At 62.0% G+C, this 14,849-nt stretch carries 13 protein-coding genes; 5 read left to right on the top strand and 8 right to left on the bottom strand.

Annotated elements, in window-relative coordinates; translation table 11 throughout:
* Positions 1 to 195 precede the first annotated feature (195 nt).
* Positions 196 to 1,017, bottom strand: a complete 822-nt coding sequence (locus ABIE00_RS13490; protein ID WP_354261018.1) for an IclR family transcriptional regulator — start codon at positions 1,015 to 1,017, stop codon at positions 196 to 198.
* 434 nt (positions 1,018 to 1,451) lie between these two features.
* On the opposite strand from ABIE00_RS13490, the gene ABIE00_RS13485 reads away from it, so the two are divergent.
* Positions 1,452 to 2,969: an aldehyde dehydrogenase family protein gene (locus ABIE00_RS13485; RefSeq protein ID WP_354261016.1), complete on the top strand. Its 1,518-nt coding sequence runs from the start codon at positions 1,452 to 1,454 to the stop codon at positions 2,967 to 2,969.
* Between the two features lie 277 nt (positions 2,970 to 3,246).
* Here ABIE00_RS13485 and ABIE00_RS13480 read toward each other — a convergent pair whose 3' ends face one another.
* Entirely contained in the window at positions 3,247 to 3,642 is a 396-nt protein-coding gene (locus ABIE00_RS13480; protein ID WP_354261014.1) for a hypothetical protein, read from the bottom strand.
* A gap of 282 nt (positions 3,643 to 3,924) precedes the next feature.
* On the opposite strand from ABIE00_RS13480, the gene ABIE00_RS13475 reads away from it, so the two are divergent.
* Entirely contained in the window at positions 3,925 to 4,602 is a 678-nt protein-coding gene (locus tag ABIE00_RS13475; protein ID WP_354261012.1) for an aspartate/glutamate racemase family protein, read from the top strand.
* A 297-nt stretch (positions 4,603 to 4,899) separates the two neighbouring features.
* On the opposite strand, the gene ABIE00_RS13470 is transcribed toward ABIE00_RS13475, so the two are convergent.
* The 6 genes from ABIE00_RS13470 to ABIE00_RS13445 all read right to left on the bottom strand — a co-directional run bounded on the left by ABIE00_RS13470 (position 4,900) and on the right by ABIE00_RS13445 (position 12,138).
* Positions 4,900 to 5,751: a class II fructose-bisphosphate aldolase gene (locus tag ABIE00_RS13470; protein WP_354261010.1), complete on the bottom strand. Its 852-nt coding sequence runs from the start codon at positions 5,749 to 5,751 to the stop codon at positions 4,900 to 4,902.
* A gap of 78 nt (positions 5,752 to 5,829) precedes the next feature.
* Positions 5,830 to 7,317, bottom strand: coding sequence for a four-carbon acid sugar kinase family protein (locus tag ABIE00_RS13465; RefSeq protein ID WP_354261008.1), 1,488 nt, complete (start codon positions 7,315 to 7,317; stop codon positions 5,830 to 5,832).
* A gap of 183 nt (positions 7,318 to 7,500) precedes the next feature.
* On the bottom strand, positions 7,501 to 8,340 hold the full coding sequence (locus tag ABIE00_RS13460) for a hypothetical protein (protein ID WP_354261006.1): 840 nt from the start codon (positions 8,338 to 8,340) through the stop codon (positions 7,501 to 7,503).
* A 495-nt stretch (positions 8,341 to 8,835) separates the two neighbouring features.
* Positions 8,836 to 9,645, bottom strand: coding sequence for an IclR family transcriptional regulator (locus ABIE00_RS13455; protein WP_354261004.1), 810 nt, complete (start codon positions 9,643 to 9,645; stop codon positions 8,836 to 8,838).
* A 183-nt stretch (positions 9,646 to 9,828) separates the two neighbouring features.
* The gene (locus ABIE00_RS13450) at positions 9,829 to 10,596 is read right to left on the bottom strand and encodes an SDR family oxidoreductase (protein WP_354261002.1); all 768 of its coding nucleotides are present in this window, start codon (positions 10,594 to 10,596) and stop codon (positions 9,829 to 9,831) included.
* A 102-nt stretch (positions 10,597 to 10,698) separates the two neighbouring features.
* Complete coding sequence (locus ABIE00_RS13445) at positions 10,699 to 12,138, bottom strand: sugar porter family MFS transporter (protein WP_354261000.1); 1,440 nt, start codon at positions 12,136 to 12,138, stop codon at positions 10,699 to 10,701.
* A gap of 340 nt (positions 12,139 to 12,478) precedes the next feature.
* On the opposite strand from ABIE00_RS13445, the gene ABIE00_RS13440 reads away from it, so the two are divergent.
* The 3 genes from ABIE00_RS13440 (at position 12,479) to ABIE00_RS13430 (ending at position 14,029) form a co-directional block, all read left to right on the top strand.
* The gene (locus ABIE00_RS13440) at positions 12,479 to 12,922 is read left to right on the top strand and encodes a nuclear transport factor 2 family protein (RefSeq protein WP_354263354.1); all 444 of its coding nucleotides are present in this window, start codon (positions 12,479 to 12,481) and stop codon (positions 12,920 to 12,922) included.
* Between the two features lie 72 nt (positions 12,923 to 12,994).
* On the top strand, positions 12,995 to 13,522 hold the full coding sequence (locus ABIE00_RS13435) for a cupin domain-containing protein (protein ID WP_354260998.1): 528 nt from the start codon (positions 12,995 to 12,997) through the stop codon (positions 13,520 to 13,522).
* Between the two features lie 12 nt (positions 13,523 to 13,534).
* A complete protein-coding gene (locus ABIE00_RS13430; protein ID WP_354260996.1) occupies positions 13,535 to 14,029 on the top strand; it encodes a cupin domain-containing protein in 495 nt (164 codons plus the stop codon).
* Positions 14,030 to 14,849 lie beyond the last annotated feature (820 nt).

Raw genomic sequence — 14,849 nt, 5'->3', positions numbered from 1 at the left:
CCAAGGGAGCAGGCAATTGCCGTACACAGGAAGGCGCCAGCCGCGCGCGGCGCCGATCAGGAGAATTGATCGCCCGTATCAGCCTCAACTGGAAATACGGGATCGGATCGACAGTTTCGGAAATATCCCGAAAGTCGGTGCGAGGAAGCCGCCGAGGGCACTTGCGCATGATGAAGCCGAGTGGATGGCGGCGGGTCAGACTGCGCGGGTTGACCTGCCCTGGTTCTCAGCGAGGCGTTGGGAGATGGTGGTTGCCGCTTGCTTGACGGCCCGTATTGCTTGGTCGACGTTGATGTCCCGGATGTTTTCATCCCAAGCGACGCCGACGCTGCCGACCGCGGTCTTCTGGTCGGTGAGGATGGGCGCCGCGACGCCATAAACTCCTGGATTAAATTCGCCCCTGGTCAGCAGGTATCCGTCTTTTTTGATCTCTCCGAGGGTCTTGCGGAATTCACCCCAGGTGGCGCCCAGTCCGGTGCGCTCAATCTCATCCTGATGACGGGGGTAGATGGCCTTAAGCCGGTGATGAGGGAGATGGGCCAGGATGACCTTCGATCCTGCACCTTGGAACATGGGGCGCCGCTGCCCGCGGCTGAACCTGTTTTCGGGGCTCGTCGGGGCGCGCGATTCACCGATGCACAGGACGGAATCCCGAAATGCCGTCAGCAAAAGGGCAGAGTGGCCGACATTCTCCACCAGATCGTCAAGAACCCCATGGCTCGCCAGTAGCAGCGGATCGGTTTGCCGGATCTGCAGGTCCATCTCGATGATTCGCGGGCCAAGGGTGTAGTAGCCGTTGCGCACCGTCGTGAGCAGGCCGGCGTCATGCAGGGTCTTGATATAGCGGTAGCCCGTGGACCTGGACGTCTCCATCGCCTCGATAAGATCGGCCGTCGACCAGACGGGACCAGCTTCGCTGAATAGCTCCAGGACTTGCAGCATTCGGGCAAGGCTGCCCACGGTGTCGGCAGTCTCGGTCACTTCGCCGGGGCCACAGACCGAACTGGGTCCACTCATGAGGCGAGTCCTTATCATTCTCGATGCAGCAAGCCTTTGGTCTGCCACATCATTTCGAGCGGTGAATAAAGTCTCATTCTACAGGATTTCTTATACTTCGACAGGGAGTTCGCAAGCATGGACAAAGTAAGCCCGGCCACTACCGCCGCACCATTGACGAGGGCCATCATATATGGAAGCATATTTTACGTATAAAACATCCTGTCAGCCGAAGCCCAAAAGTGTGTCCGGACCGATGGAGTACCGCCACGGCTGAGGAACGGATTGCATGCCTCGTATGCGGCTGAATCGGCAGGTCAGGAGCAGCAAAAAAGACCACTTCATGGACGTCGTGGTGAGAAGCACTCTGGGAACCAACTGATGTCCGGAGCCAAGCAAAACCATTCCTTGTTAAACCTTGGGATGACCCCCTTTTTTTGAAGGAGTTTTTGAGTATGAGTACGAAGGTGTCGGAGGAGTTTGATGTGAGCGTGGGTGGGGGAGGGCGCCGGATCGGGTTGATCTCCGCGGCCGGGGTGGTGGTCCCTTCCGGTGGGTATGAGATGGAGATCCTGAATCCTGCCACGGGTCAGGTGATCGGGACCCTGTGTGAGGCCGGCCCTGCTGATATTGATGCTGTGGTGGCCGGTGCGAAGACGGCGTATGAGAAGGTGTGGCGCCGCACCGCCCCCGAGGCCAGGGCAAGGATGCTCACGGCCTGGGCCGATGCGATCAGCGCGCACCGCGAGGAACTGGCCGATCTCGAGGTCTCCGATGTGGGCCACCTGCGCCGGGAGGCCATGGCCGACATCGATAACAGCGCACGGGTGCTTCGCTATTACGCCGGGATCGCCGACAAAATCGAAGGCCGCACGTTCGCGCAGCTGCCCGACCGGCTCTCCTACGGGCTCGACGAGCCCTTCGGGGTCGTGGCCGGCGTCAGCCCCTACAACGGCAACGCGAACTTCGTCGCCCTGAAGGCGGGCCCGGCCCTCGTTGCCGGGAACTGCATCGTCATCAAGGCACCCGAGGTCGCCCCGCTGCTGAATTACCGCATGGTCGAACTCGCCCTCCAGGCGGGTCTTCCCGCCGGTGTGGTCAGCGTGGTGACCGGCCGCGGGGAGAAGGTCGGGCCGCTGCTGACCGAGCACCCGGATATTGGGATGATCGCGTTCACCGGCGGGCCGGGCTCGGGCCGGGCCATCATTCACCAGTCCGCGACGAACATTGTGCCGACGTTCCTGGAACTGGGCGGGAAGAGCCCGGCGATCCTGCTCCCGGATGCCGACCTGGACATCGCGATCCCGTCGCTGCTGCATTCGAACTTTGCCAAGAGCGGCCAGAGCTGCGTGACCGGTTCCCGGATCTTTGTTCCGGCCTCGATGTACGCCCAGGTCACCGAACGGCTCGGACAGAAAGCACAAACGGTCCGCGTCGGGCTGCCGACCAAGGAATCTTCGCAGATGGGCACGCTCATCAACCGCCAGCACCGTGCCCGGGTGGACGCCCTGGTCAAAAGCGCGATCGATGCCGGCGCCGTCGCCCTGGCCGGCGGCGGCCCGGCCGAGGACGGCGAGCTCGCGAACGGCGCGTTCTACCAGCCCACCGTCCTGGCCGACGTCACAGACGACAACCCCGCAGCCCGGACCGAGGCCTTCGGCCCGATGGCAAGCGTGCTGTCCTACACCGACACCGACGAAGTCATCGCCCGCGCCAACGCCTCGGAATTCGGTCTCAGCGCCCAGGTCTGGGGCAACGACGCACGGACCATCCAGCACCTGGCCAAAGAACTGATCGCAGGAACGGTATGGATCAACACCTACCGCTCCTTCCACCCCACCGTCCCCTTCGGCGGCATGAAACAAAGCGGCTTCGGCAAAGAAAACGGCTTCGACTCCGTCGCCATGTACACCCGCCGCAAAGCAGTCGTCTGGGACCTCACCACCGAACGCGAACTCCCCTACACCAACTAACGCGCCCGGGCCGGAGCGGCCTTACGATCGAGCGCATTCCGGGCGTGGCACGAGAAGCAAAAAAGCAAAGCAGGGTTCCCGTCCATGGACGGGAACCCTACTTTGCTGGGGGAAGTGCCAGGTGCAAGCACCAGGGTGACCACGTGCCTAGTCATGGGTCCTGGTCTGGGACGCCCTCCAATAGGCGTCGGGTGCAGCATGCCCTGCGCTGGGCGAGAGGAAGTGTTGCGGGCAACCAGCACAATGCGTGCGTGGATTGCTTATGGCATGTCGCCCGTTACTGCAGGGCAGTCCTTGGCGCATTCCTGGCCGAACAGGGAACTCCGGCTGAGAGCCCGCCGTCGACTACTGCATGGACGCCGGACTTGTACAGTGCCAGGGCTCCCCCCAGACTCACCCTGAGAGCTCGCGCCCCGCCCGCTGCGGCACGTGCAACCACACTGCATTGCTCACCGCCGTCTTGGATCTTGACCGAGATGGGCCGGAGATCGTCGCCGTTAAATTCAGCTATTCCTGCAGGATCTGGAACGTCACCAACCCGGTAGTCAATAAGTTCACCCCCGAACGTCTTCAGGCGCAGAAGCGTATGGTGCGGGCCATAGGTGGCTCCCGCAACGACCGCTGATCCCACGAACTGGCCGGAATTGTGGGACGTTCCCCATGTCTCTGCCATGTTCTTCTCCTGTTTCGAGGTTCCTGCAGATGAAGGCGCCGTGTGATTTCCGCTGGGTGCCATCATCAGGGCATCCCGGTGTCCGAGAGCTCAGATGGGTTTTTAGGCTAACTGCGATCCATGATGCACCGGCGGCCGACTCTGATATTGACTTTATCCCACAGTGTGGGATATTGTCTACATGAGCTCTCATTCACTTCTGCTTCGTCGTCCCATCTGCAGCGGACCCACGCGTGATGAGCGACAGGGCATCAGAAATTCAACCAGTAAGGAAGTATTAGCGTGTCAAAGAAGATCGCGATTTTGCACACCAGCTTCGTGTTTGTCTCCGTCGAACCTGTGATCAATAACCTGATTGCTGAGCTGATTCCTGATGCTGAAGTCATGCACTTTGTTGACTCGGACGTCCTGGCCACTGTTCAGCGGGAAAACGGCATCTCGCGTAAGAGCGAGGAGCGGATGATCCACTTGGCGCAGGCTGCTGAGGCTGCGGGCGCTGACATCATCTTTTCCGCCTGTTCCTCGCTGGGACCTGCCCTGGATGTTGCTGCCCGCAATGTCCACACCCCGGTCATCAAGATTGATGAGGCGATGGCGCTTCGGGCGGCCAGCGAGGGAACCCGCATTGGGGTCCTGGCCACTGTGCCCACGACGCTTGGTCCGACCTCGGATTTGATCCAGGCCAAGGCAGACAAGATGGGGCGCAACATCACGATCGAGCAGCGGTTGTGCGAAGGAGCGTTCGCGGTCCTCATGGCAGGAGACCGGGACAAGCACGACTCCATGATCATCGAGCAGGCAACGGATCTTGCCGGAAACGTCGACCTGATCGTCCTGGCACAGGCCTCGATGAACCGCCTCGCGCCAGTCCTTCAGGAAAAGACCAATCTGACGGTGTTGTCCAGCCCTCGGATGGGCGTTGACTATCTGGCCCGGCGCGTGTCCGAGCTCCCTGCCTGACTTCCGTGTAATCAGTGGGGATCTATCAATCCCCTACGCCTGATGCCGGCGCAACCCGAACCTGTTGCGCCGGCATCAGCTTTTAACCACAGCTGTCCCGCCCTCAGCGGAGGATTCAAGGTCCCCGTCGTTCTGTCGGTCACCGCAGGACCGTTCAGAGGTCGGCTCGGAAGACGCCGCGCAATCCCGACCGCGTGTGAGCACCTGTGAGCCTCCCCTTTAATCCCTCAGAAACGGGGCTGCCCGGGACGGGCCGCGCGGCGCTGAAGTCCGAGCGGCCTCTCCCGGGCAGTTGAATTAGCGGGTGAGGGTGGCAAAGGCTCCGCTGGCGAAATCTTTGGCCGAAGTATTCCAGTGGCCGAGCAGGCCCTGCATATTCTCACCGTCTCTCCGGTGGCCCGGGAGTTCTTCCTGGAGGATCGCCAGGATTCCGGTGCGGAGCTCGGTGTTGAAGTTGACTTTGCCGACGTTCATCGCCGGCGCTTTGGCGAGTTCTTCTGGCGGGATACCTGAAGCCCCGTGCAGCACCAGTGGGACGTTGGTCTGTCCTGCGATGTCCTGTAGAATGTCCCAGCGCAGCTGCGGCTCGCCTTTGTACTTGCCGTGGACGTTGCCCACTGCCACGGCAAGCAGTTCGGCGCCGGTACGGGCGATAAATTCTTCTACCCGGGTTGCGTCAGTCAGGCCGGCCACCGGCACCCCGGACTGATCCGCGCCAAAGGCTCGGTCCTCGTCGCCCGCAAGACCCCCCAGTTCAGCTTCAAGCACGACGTCACTCCCCAGAAGAGCGCGGGCCGCCAGGACCAGCTGGGCATTGTCCTCAAGCGGCAAAGATGAACCGTCGGCAAGTACAGAGTCTGCCCCTGCAGCAACAGACTCTGCCATGACCCCAAGATTCGTAGCATGATCCAACTGCACGGCTACCGGGACACGCGCTGCATCGGCGAGTCCGCGCAGTGCGGCGATCAGGCGCAGTCCATTGGGCGTGGCCGCGGTCTTCGGCGCAACCATGAGAATCACGCCCTGGTTTGCATCCTCGGCCGCCGTTACCACCGCCAGCGCGGTGGTGAAGTCGTAACAGGTGAAGGCCGGAACAGCCGAGCCGCGCTGCAGTGCGGCGGTGACAAGGTCATCGAGCCGGGTACGCATTAAAGGCCCCTCCTTCAAGGATCCTCATGGGCGCTGCCGCCGGGACAGGTGTCTTGTGGTTGCTGCTCATGCTCTCCTTCACTTGCCCGATTCAAAGGTGTTGCTGAGTTTGCGGGTGACCTGGGCCAGGGAGTCGTCGTCGCCGACGTTGCCGGCGAAGACGATGTACGGGATCCCCTTGGCCGGGCCGTCCACGGGTTCCCACAGGCTGACGATGCCCGGCAGCATGGGTCCGCGGACGATCGCGTGCCGGATCTCCAGGCCATGGGCTGCCACGTCCGAGGACGTGATGCCGCCCTTGGCGATGACGAACCGCGGCGGGAAGGTCTTCAGTGTCCGGTTGACCACGGCGACGACGGCGGCGGACACGGTGCGCGCGATCCGCAGGCTCTCGGCGGGGTCGTCCGTCTTGATCAGCAGGCGGCTAGTGTGGACGATGACATCGCCGGCGCGGAGGGCCTCAACGACGGCGTCCACGGTCCGGTCCAGGTGTGCTGCTGCTTCTGCTTCGCTGGCGAGGAGCTTTTCGACTTCGATCTCGATGATGCTCGCGGAGCTGTGTTCGGCGGTGAGGACGTTCAACTGGCGGGTGGTGAGCCCGACGTGAGAGCCGACCACGATCAGGCCGCCGGCCGTGGAAGGGGTGTTGCCTTCGTAGGCCTCCCCGGACGTCAGGGCGGTGCGGACGTCCTGGCCGATCCGGCCGCGGACGAACGGCGGGCCGACGCGGTAGAGCAGCTTCTTGCCGCGCCGTTCGGCTTCTTCCAGGCCCAGGGCCAGGGCACGGAGGTCGTTTTCGGTGACGATGTCCGCCACGATCGGCGTGGAGTTGGTGGCGCCTTCAATGGCGTCGGCGATGGCCTTCGCCGAGATGGCAGGGTCCTGGGCGGACGCGCCGGCGCGGATGATGTTCAGGTCCAGGACGATCACGGAGTCCGCGGCGAACCGGCCCTGCGACTTCTCCTCCACGTATTTGGCCAGCTCCGAGTTGGCGAAGCCGAAGGTGGCATCCCTGGCGAACTCGGTCTCGGCGACCGGGGTGAGCTTGCCGGCGTCGTCCCCGGTACCGCGCATGTAGTGGACTCCGCCGATGGTGAGGCGGCCGGCGTCGGGAAATGCGGGAACGATGACGACGCCGTCAGTGGCCTCACCGGTTTCGGCGGTCACGGTAGCGGCAATGACATCCGGTTCCAGCGGGTAGTGGCCGCGGAGGGTGGAGTCGCTGCGGCTCACGAAGCCAACCCTGACGCTGCCTGCCGCGGCGAGGGCATTGCGAACCACTTCCTCGTTACGGGTAGCCGCCTCTTCGGGGTCAAGGCTGCGCGTGTTGGTGAGGACATACACGGCCGGCTTGGACTGGCTGAAGGCCCAGGTGAAGTCCTCAACCTCCCAGCGGGTGAGCACGGGCAAATCCGCCACGGACTGCGTGCCCGTGGGGTCATCATCGAGCACCACCAGGATGCGCGGGGTCGCCTCCGAGGACGCAGCTACGGCCGTGGCTACTGATTGTGCTGGAATCTGAAGTTCCGCCGGGAAGGGGGCTAGAACATCGGCTTCAAGTGTCACTATGCACTCCATTGTGTGGGGTTTATTGATGCAAATCGTCAGGATGGGCCGCATTCCTGTGCCCGGCTTCCGGCGAAGCTTTCAGAGCCAGGGGCGCCTGGGGTCGAATGACCTACCGACATCCTTATGCACGTCAGCGGGCAACACGGGGGTTTCCGTGTTGCCCGCTGACGTATCTGTTTTTTAGAAGGTGTGGAGGACGAAGCGGAGGAATTCGGTGGGTTCGATGGCTTCGATGGGGGCGGGGCCTTCGTTGGCAAGGAACTCGTAGCCGGTTTCGGGGCCGTACTTTTCTCCGCCTGCGGTGACCTGGCCCTTGGTCTGGAACAGGATTTCGATGGACGGGAACTGGCCAGCCTGGTAGACGGCGCCGGCGTCCAGTCGGAGGAATCCGATGCGGAAGTTGCGCTCGGTGAAGGTGCCCAGCCATTTCTCGGACACGCCCTGGTCGGCTGAGGGCAGCCAGTCGTAGGCGTCGGGGTTCATGGCGATGACGTCTTCGTAGCGCGGGGTGGCGAACTCGAGCTTGCCGCCCGTAGCGTGTTCGAAGATCGCCTGCGATCCGTCCACGGCCTGCGCTTCGCCGTTGGAGTCCGTGTAGTGGTAGAGGCCCTTCTTGAATTCGCCGGTCTTTTCCAGTTCGGCATTGGTCGCTTCGCGCTGGGCCACCGACAGGTAGCCCTGGCCGCTGGCGCCGCCGGCCTGGAGTACGAGGGTGCGGAGGCCTTCGGCGCGTTCCTGAGGTCCGTAGTGGACGCTTTCGGGGAAGTACCCTACCCAGCCTTCCTCCAGGAAATCTTCCTCGGAGTACGGCAGCCGGCCCTGGATAACGTAGCGGACCTGGTCGAAGTTGTGCCGATGACGCGGGGTCCGCCAACCACCACCGCCGGTGTGGCCCATGTTCAGGTCGTAGTTGTTCGGCGAGCCGTCCTCACCGAACAGCAGGTGCTTCTGGTCCAGCTTCCCCTCACGCATGGATCCGACTGCTTCGATGTCGGTCTCCGCTGCTTTGCTTACGCGCATCTCCTGCTCCTTCACAAAAGTCGATTCATCCCCACCAAGAACCGGTAGGGGGTGGCGGTCCTCCGCTGCATTACATGCCAGCCAACCGCTCTAAATTCACCATATCCCACATGACGGGATATCGTCAACGACGATTTATAGACCGATGCCAGCTCAGAGTTTCGAGTGGTCAAGCGTTTTCTACAGACCGCAACCCGGGAGCAAAAGCGGGCGGTGTTGCAGTATGGCCGTAGCTGCGGGCGGGGTGTGGCGCCGCCAGGGCAATGGATCCCGCGCTGTCGTGAGCCGGGCATCATGTGCTGCAATCCGTGATGCGGGGAGAGCGCATACCCCTCGGCCGACCGTGCCTGCCGTTTCCACCGAGGGAGCCCCGTGGACGCTGAAAGGCTTGCGCTGGGCGGAGACTCCCCGGCCCGTATACCGGAAATATGGACAGGGCCAAAGGTTTTGGCACGCCGATGCGTGCCTTTCGGGCAGCTCGTCAGCGGTTTGGATCTATGAGTCGTTCTGGTTCTGCGTGAGTCGCCAGGAGACAGTGGCCGCAGCTTCCTTTACGGCCTTTATCGCCTGCTCGACGTTGATGTCACGGACGTGTTCATCCCAGGCGACGCCCACGCTGCCCACAGACGTCTTTTGGTCGGTGAGGATAGGCGCGGCGACGCCGTAGACACCGGGGTTGAACTCCCCGCGCGTCAGTAGGTAACCGTCTTTTTTGATTTCACCCAGGGCTTTGCGGAACTCACTCCAGGAGGCGCCCAGCCCGGCCTTCTCAATCTCGTCACTGTAGCGGGGGTAGATCGCCTTCAGCCGGTGGTGGGGGAGATAGGCGAGGATGACTTTTGAACCGGCCCCCTGGAACATCGGCCGGCGCTGCCCGCGGCTGAACCGATTTGCCGGACTCGACGGTGCGCGGACTTCCCCTACGCACAGCACCGAGTCACGGAACGCGGTCAGCAGCAGAGCGGAGTGTCCGACGTTCTCGACAAGTTCTTCCAGGACGCCCTGGCTGGCGAGGAGCAAGGGGTCCGTTTGCCTGATCTGCAGGTCCATCTCGATGATCCTGGGACCAAGGCTGTAGTACCCGTTGCGGACCGTGGTGAGCAGACCCGCGTCATGCAGGGTTTTGATGTAGCGGTAGCCCGTGGAACGCGAGGTCTCGAGGGCATCAATGAGGTCCGCCGTTGACCAGACAGGGTCTTGCTCTGTGAAGAGGTCCAGGATGGTCAGCATCCTGGCCAGACTTCCAGCGCTGTCCGGAGTGCCACTCAGTTCCGCAACATTCTCCGGCAAACCGCTTCCGCTCATGACGTGAGGCCCCATCCTTCTCTACAAGCCGTATGCCAGGACCATGGAAGGCAGCCTCACGAACGGCGGTATTACTGCCATTAGGCGGTATTACTGCCATTATAGGCGCGGCAAGGTGGCGGGCACCGGGTTGAGGTCCAGTGCCCGCCACAGTCCTGGAGGTCTTGTGGATGGTGTTACCGGTTAGATACCTACGGTCTGGCCGCCATCGATCACCATTGCGTGACCGGTTGCAAAGCTGCCGAGGTCTGAGGAAAGCCACAGCACGGCGGAGGCGATTTCTTCAGGTTTGCCCATCCGGCCGACGGGTTCCTGGCCAATCACCCGTTCCCGGCCCTCGGGGGTGCCGCCGGAGAACCTGTCCATCATTGGTGTCTCGATGATGCCTGGGCAGATGGCATTGACCCTGATGCCCTGTGCTGCGTAGTCCAATGCCGCCGACTTCGTCAGGCCGATCAATCCGTGTTTTGCTGCGACGTAGGCGGCCTGCCCCTGGATTCCGACAACGCCCGCGCCCGAGGACGTGTTGACGATGGAGCCGCCGCCACTGTTGAGCATTGCAGGGATCTGGTACTTCATGCAGAGGAATGCGCTGCGCAGGTTGATGTCGAGCAGTCGTGCCCACTCATCCTCGGAGATGTCGACGAGTGCTGCGGGCGGCTGTTCTATCCCGGCGTTGTTGAAGGCGATATCAAGGCGGCCAAATTCTTGGACGGTCTGTTCGATGACCGCTTGAATCTCCTGTGAGGACGTTACGTCGCATTTGACGGCGAGCACCTGCCCGCCGTGTTCGGCGACCAGGCGAGCGGTTTCTTCGTTGCCGGCGGCGTCAATATCGGCCAACACTACCGTTGCTCCTTCAGCCGCAAATGCTATCGCCGTTGCCCGGCCGATGCCGCTTCCGGAGCCGGTCACGAAGGCTACCTTTCCGGCGAACCTGGACTCAGTCATTGCTGGTCTCACTTTCTGTTGATGAGGTGGTGGAATCAGGTGCGAACCGACCGAATCGGCCCGGTCGGCCCGCAACCAGGAAGAGGAGAGCGCCTACTCGGGTCACGGGCGGGCAGTCACCGAACCCGTGTAACGGTCACGCAGTTCAACCTCAAGCTCTTCCAAGGTGCGCCCCTTGGTTTCCGGAATGTAGCGGAACGCGAACAGCGCTGCCAGCACATTGAGCACCAGGAATCCGGAGAAAACGGCCACCGAACCGAACTGCTCGGCGAGGATCGGGAAGAGGAATGAAATGAGGGAGTTAGCCACCCAGAGCCCACCCAGGGAAGCGCCCATGGCGAAACCGCGGATTGGCAGCGGGAACAACTCGGAGAGGACCAGGAAACCTGTCGTGCCCAGGAAGGTCACCATGAAGGCGGTCACCAGCAGCATGAACAACAGAATAAGGTACGAACGCAGGGTGGACTCGGGCAGCATGTAGGTAGCGAGGAGCCCCAGGTGGGAGGCGGCGACGCCCCCGAAACCGAGCAGCATCATCTTGCGGCGCCCCATCAGACCGAGAATCCACATGCCCACTATCGTGAAGACGATCATCGCGATTCCAACGGTGACGGAGGCCAGCAGCGACGCGGACCGGGTCAGGCCTGAGCTCTCCAGCACAGTCGGCGCATAGTACATCACGACGTTGATTCCGGTCGTCTGCTGGGCGATCGCCAGGATGATACCGACCGCGATCAAAAGCTTCATCCACGGTTCACTGCGAAGTGTTGCCAGGACCGAGACCTTGCCCTTGATGTGGTCAGTTTCGACGATGGCTGCGATCTGCCGGTACTCGTCCTCAACCCGGTCCGCGGCATGCGCCCGCTGCAAAGTGCGCCTGGCCTCCGCCCACATCTGCTTGCTGGCATACCAGCGAGGGGTATCGGGCAGGGTGAGCATGCCGACGAGAAGCCCCGCGGCCGGAACGAGGGCGATGCCAAGCATGTAGCGCCACACGACGGTGTCGTGGATCAGGTTGGCAAGGACCGCGTTGATCACGAATGCCAGGAACAGGCCGATGACCAGCATCAGCTGGTTCACGGTGACGATGCGGCCTCGCTGCGAGGCCGGAGCCATCTCGGCCAGATACAACGGAACGACGACGGAGGCGACGCCGACGGCATAACCGAGCGCGATGCGCCCCGCGACCAGAATCCCCACACTGGGAGCCAAAGCACATGTGACCGTACTGAGGACGAAGATAACACCTGCAATGACCAGCGACTTCTTCCGTCCCAGGCGGTCAGCGATGGGACCGCCCAGAAGCGCGCCTGCCGTCGCGCCGGGGAACAACAGAGAAGTGACAACCAGCCCCTCGGCAACGGCAGTCAACTGGAAGTCTTCCCGGAGATACACCAGCGCCCCGGCGATCACGCCAGTATCGAAACCGAACAGCAGGCCGCCGAGACTGGCGATCAGGGTTAGCCGGAACATGAAAGTTCTCGGGTCTTCGCGGCCACCTGTGGTGGTCAGCGCTCCTGTCGAGTGGAATTTTTCGGACACTGGGTCTCCTTATTGGTGAGCAAGGCTCCGGGAGCAAGTCCCCCGGGGCCGATCGGCATCGATCGGTCATGCGCCATGCTGCCTTGGCTTGATTCCGGTTCCATGCGGCAGCAGGAACCCGACGTTGCATACGGACTGACCTTCGAGGGGGGTGGATCCCATCGTCGAGATCAATGGCTATTAGCTTTCGCCCGGACTCTTTTCGGCCTGCGGCTCGGCTGTGACACTGCACACACTTCTTTGGTGCTGGATTTGAGAATATCCTGTATTGTGAGACTTAGTCAACAGCCAAAGAAGTCTGCCACTTGACCTGCCGCCTGATAAGGGGACACCTCAAGTGATGACACCGATTGAGACGGAAGGTCTGACAACAATGCGTGCAAGCACCGAGATGACAAAGATGCTGACCGAGTACTACGCGGCCATGGAAGCAAACAACCCACGCGAGTTTGGGTCGTACTACGGGGAAAACATGACGCTGACGTTCGGGAACAGCCCGGAAATCAAGGGCCGGGAAAACATCATCGCCGCCTTTAGCGACAAGCTCAATGAGGTCGAATCGCTAGGGCACGACCTCGTGAACGTGTGGGAGGAAGAAGACGGAGTCGTCTTCTTCGAATCCGTCGGCCGTTGGACACTTCACAGCGGGGCCGTGATCGAGATCAAGGCGGCTTCCAAGATCACCGTAAAAGACGGGAAGTTCGTCGATCAGCGCATTTATGTGGACAATGCCCCTGTGTTTGAAGCCCTGGAGCAAGAAAAAGGGCTGGTGGGACGTCCTTGATTTCCAGCCTCTAACGGGGGCCAAGAATCTCCATCCGAACGAATGACCTCAACAATGGAAAGGACCACAATCATGGTGGGAGAACACCGGGAATTCCAGTCACGCCTGATCGTTACCGGCCTGAATGCAGACGGCAAGTCGACGTTCGTAAGTGACGGTCCAACGAGCGACCGGCTCGTTGCAGATGGCTACACGCGCAACCACCTGTGGCAGGCGACGGAAGTGCCGACACCTGTGATGGCGCCCAACGGACCCGGTGATGCGTCGATCATCCCGCCGCCGCCGGCAGGTTACAACTACGTGATCACGGCCTTTGCTCCGGACAGCGAATGGGACTACGAGGGCGGATACGCCAGGATCCTGGCCGAGTCCGGCGCTGGTGACGCAGTGGATCCCAACGATGCTCCCGGGATGCACACGACGGACACGATCGATATCGTCACCGTAATTTCCGGGGAAGCGTGCGTTCTTCTCGACACTGGCGAGACAACCATGCGGCAGGGCGACACAATCGTGCAGCGCGGCACCAAGCATGCCTGGAGGAACAGGACGGACAAACCATGCGTAGTCTCCGCCGTTCACGTCAGCGTGATTCGCTGACCGCCATCGATCATGAACGACAACAGCACTGACCTGTCCGCGCCTGCCCGTCGGGTCATCGTCGGGATCAACGCCTCAAAGGCGTCCGCAGTCGTCGCTGACGAGCGAAACGTCCCGTCCACCCGGCTCCCCAATGGAATCGTTCTGCAGGAGCTATGGCAACAGCGGAGTATCCCCGCTGCTCCGGATGATCATCCGGAGCCCGGCTGGACGCTGGGGCCTGATGCGCCGGCCGAGGGTGCCGTCGTCCGAATACTCACTGTGCCAGGTGCTTCGGGTGACACCTTGGCGGTGCCCAACCTGCACACGGACCATTCCCTGCATGTGATCACGATGCTCGACGGGGAGTTGGCCGTTGTCCTGGAGGACGGCGAGGTGACGCTCGCCAAGGGGGACTCGATCGTGCTGCGGGGCAGTATGCACGACCTCCGAAACGTACAGCCGCGGCCGGCCTCGTTCGTATACACCTCCTTTCCTCTCGCTATAAGCGGATCCAAGCCCCTCTGAAGGTCCTGCCGCCCCGGCAGACAGCTCCCTTCTAACCTGCAGCGGGCGAAATCTTAACGTAATTGGCCGCCGTCCGGACGGACGGCGGCCAATTGCGTTTTGTTCCGTCACAAAACCTGTCCAGCTCTTCGGTCGGTCCACTGAGTCATTCGGGCAAAAATGTGAGTCAGCTGCTACGGCTACATCGACCCGTGGGTTGGCTTCAGCGGAACAAAGTTGGCCGCTTCGGCTGCAAAGGACGGCTGCACCTATTGATACATACCTGTACACGAAGAGATTGGCCTAAGCCGGAACTGCATGCTGCTCCTGCTCCGGCCCCACCTTTGGATCCAGGTTCTGGGATTTCCCTCCCGGGTAATCAGCACAACGCGTGCAGCAGCGATGTCAAAGAACAAAACGATTGCCTGCCCTGCCACTCAGCCAGGGCAGGGGCCTGTCACAGAGTGATCCTCCAGCATGCGCAACTGTGCGGTGATACTGAGCGGTGCGCAAAGGGATGGACCGCAGCGGATGCCGCTCGACGCCGTCGTCCGCTGAGGAACATAATTTCCCTAGAGCGCGGCCCCAGCGGACGCCATCAAGGTGGACTGCGGGCTGCTGTCGGTGACGGAAGCGGGAACTCCCTCGGCTCCTGGCGCCGGGGCGCTCGATGAGCGGCATCACTGAAAGCTATTGTTCCCGTGCTCCTCCACCAGGACCGGGCCGCCGCAAGTCCGCTGCTGCATCCTCCGGGCAAGGAGTGCTCATCGAAGGCATGATCCAGAATCGCCGTTGGGCTCGGCCACAACGTTCTTCCCCTTCGGCATGGAATGAGCACGCG

Origin of the sequence: Arthrobacter sp. OAP107 (genome assembly GCF_040546765.1) — a bacterium.
In the GTDB taxonomy this organism is placed as follows: Bacteria; Actinomycetota; Actinomycetes; order Actinomycetales; family Micrococcaceae; genus Arthrobacter.
The sequence above is the reverse complement of the archived record's forward strand: the minus strand, read 5'-3'. Positions and strand labels throughout refer to the sequence as shown.

What these genes read in the sequence shown, in the direction of transcription:
- ABIE00_RS13485 (WP_354261016.1), top strand. Translation starts at nt 1,452, where the DNA reads ATGAGTACGAAGGTGTCGGAGGAGTTTGATGTGAGCGTGGGTGGGGGA.
- ABIE00_RS13450 (WP_354261002.1), bottom strand. Translation starts at nt 10,596, where the DNA reads ATGACTGAGTCCAGGTTCGCCGGAAAGGTAGCCTTCGTGACCGGCTCC.
- ABIE00_RS13460 (WP_354261006.1), bottom strand. Translation starts at nt 8,340, where the DNA reads ATGCGCGTAAGCAAAGCAGCGGAGACCGACATCGAAGCAGTCGGATCC.
- ABIE00_RS13480 (WP_354261014.1), bottom strand. Translation starts at nt 3,642, where the DNA reads ATGGCAGAGACATGGGGAACGTCCCACAATTCCGGCCAGTTCGTGGGA.
- ABIE00_RS13470 (WP_354261010.1), bottom strand. Translation starts at nt 5,751, where the DNA reads ATGCGTACCCGGCTCGATGACCTTGTCACCGCCGCACTGCAGCGCGGC.
- ABIE00_RS13455 (WP_354261004.1), bottom strand. Translation starts at nt 9,645, where the DNA reads ATGAGCGGAAGCGGTTTGCCGGAGAATGTTGCGGAACTGAGTGGCACT.
- ABIE00_RS13430 (WP_354260996.1), top strand. Translation starts at nt 13,535, where the DNA reads ATGAACGACAACAGCACTGACCTGTCCGCGCCTGCCCGTCGGGTCATC.
- ABIE00_RS13440 (WP_354263354.1), top strand. Translation starts at nt 12,479, where the DNA reads ATGACACCGATTGAGACGGAAGGTCTGACAACAATGCGTGCAAGCACC.
- ABIE00_RS13490 (WP_354261018.1), bottom strand. Translation starts at nt 1,017, where the DNA reads ATGAGTGGACCCAGTTCGGTCTGTGGCCCCGGCGAAGTGACCGAGACT.
- ABIE00_RS13435 (WP_354260998.1), top strand. Translation starts at nt 12,995, where the DNA reads ATGGTGGGAGAACACCGGGAATTCCAGTCACGCCTGATCGTTACCGGC.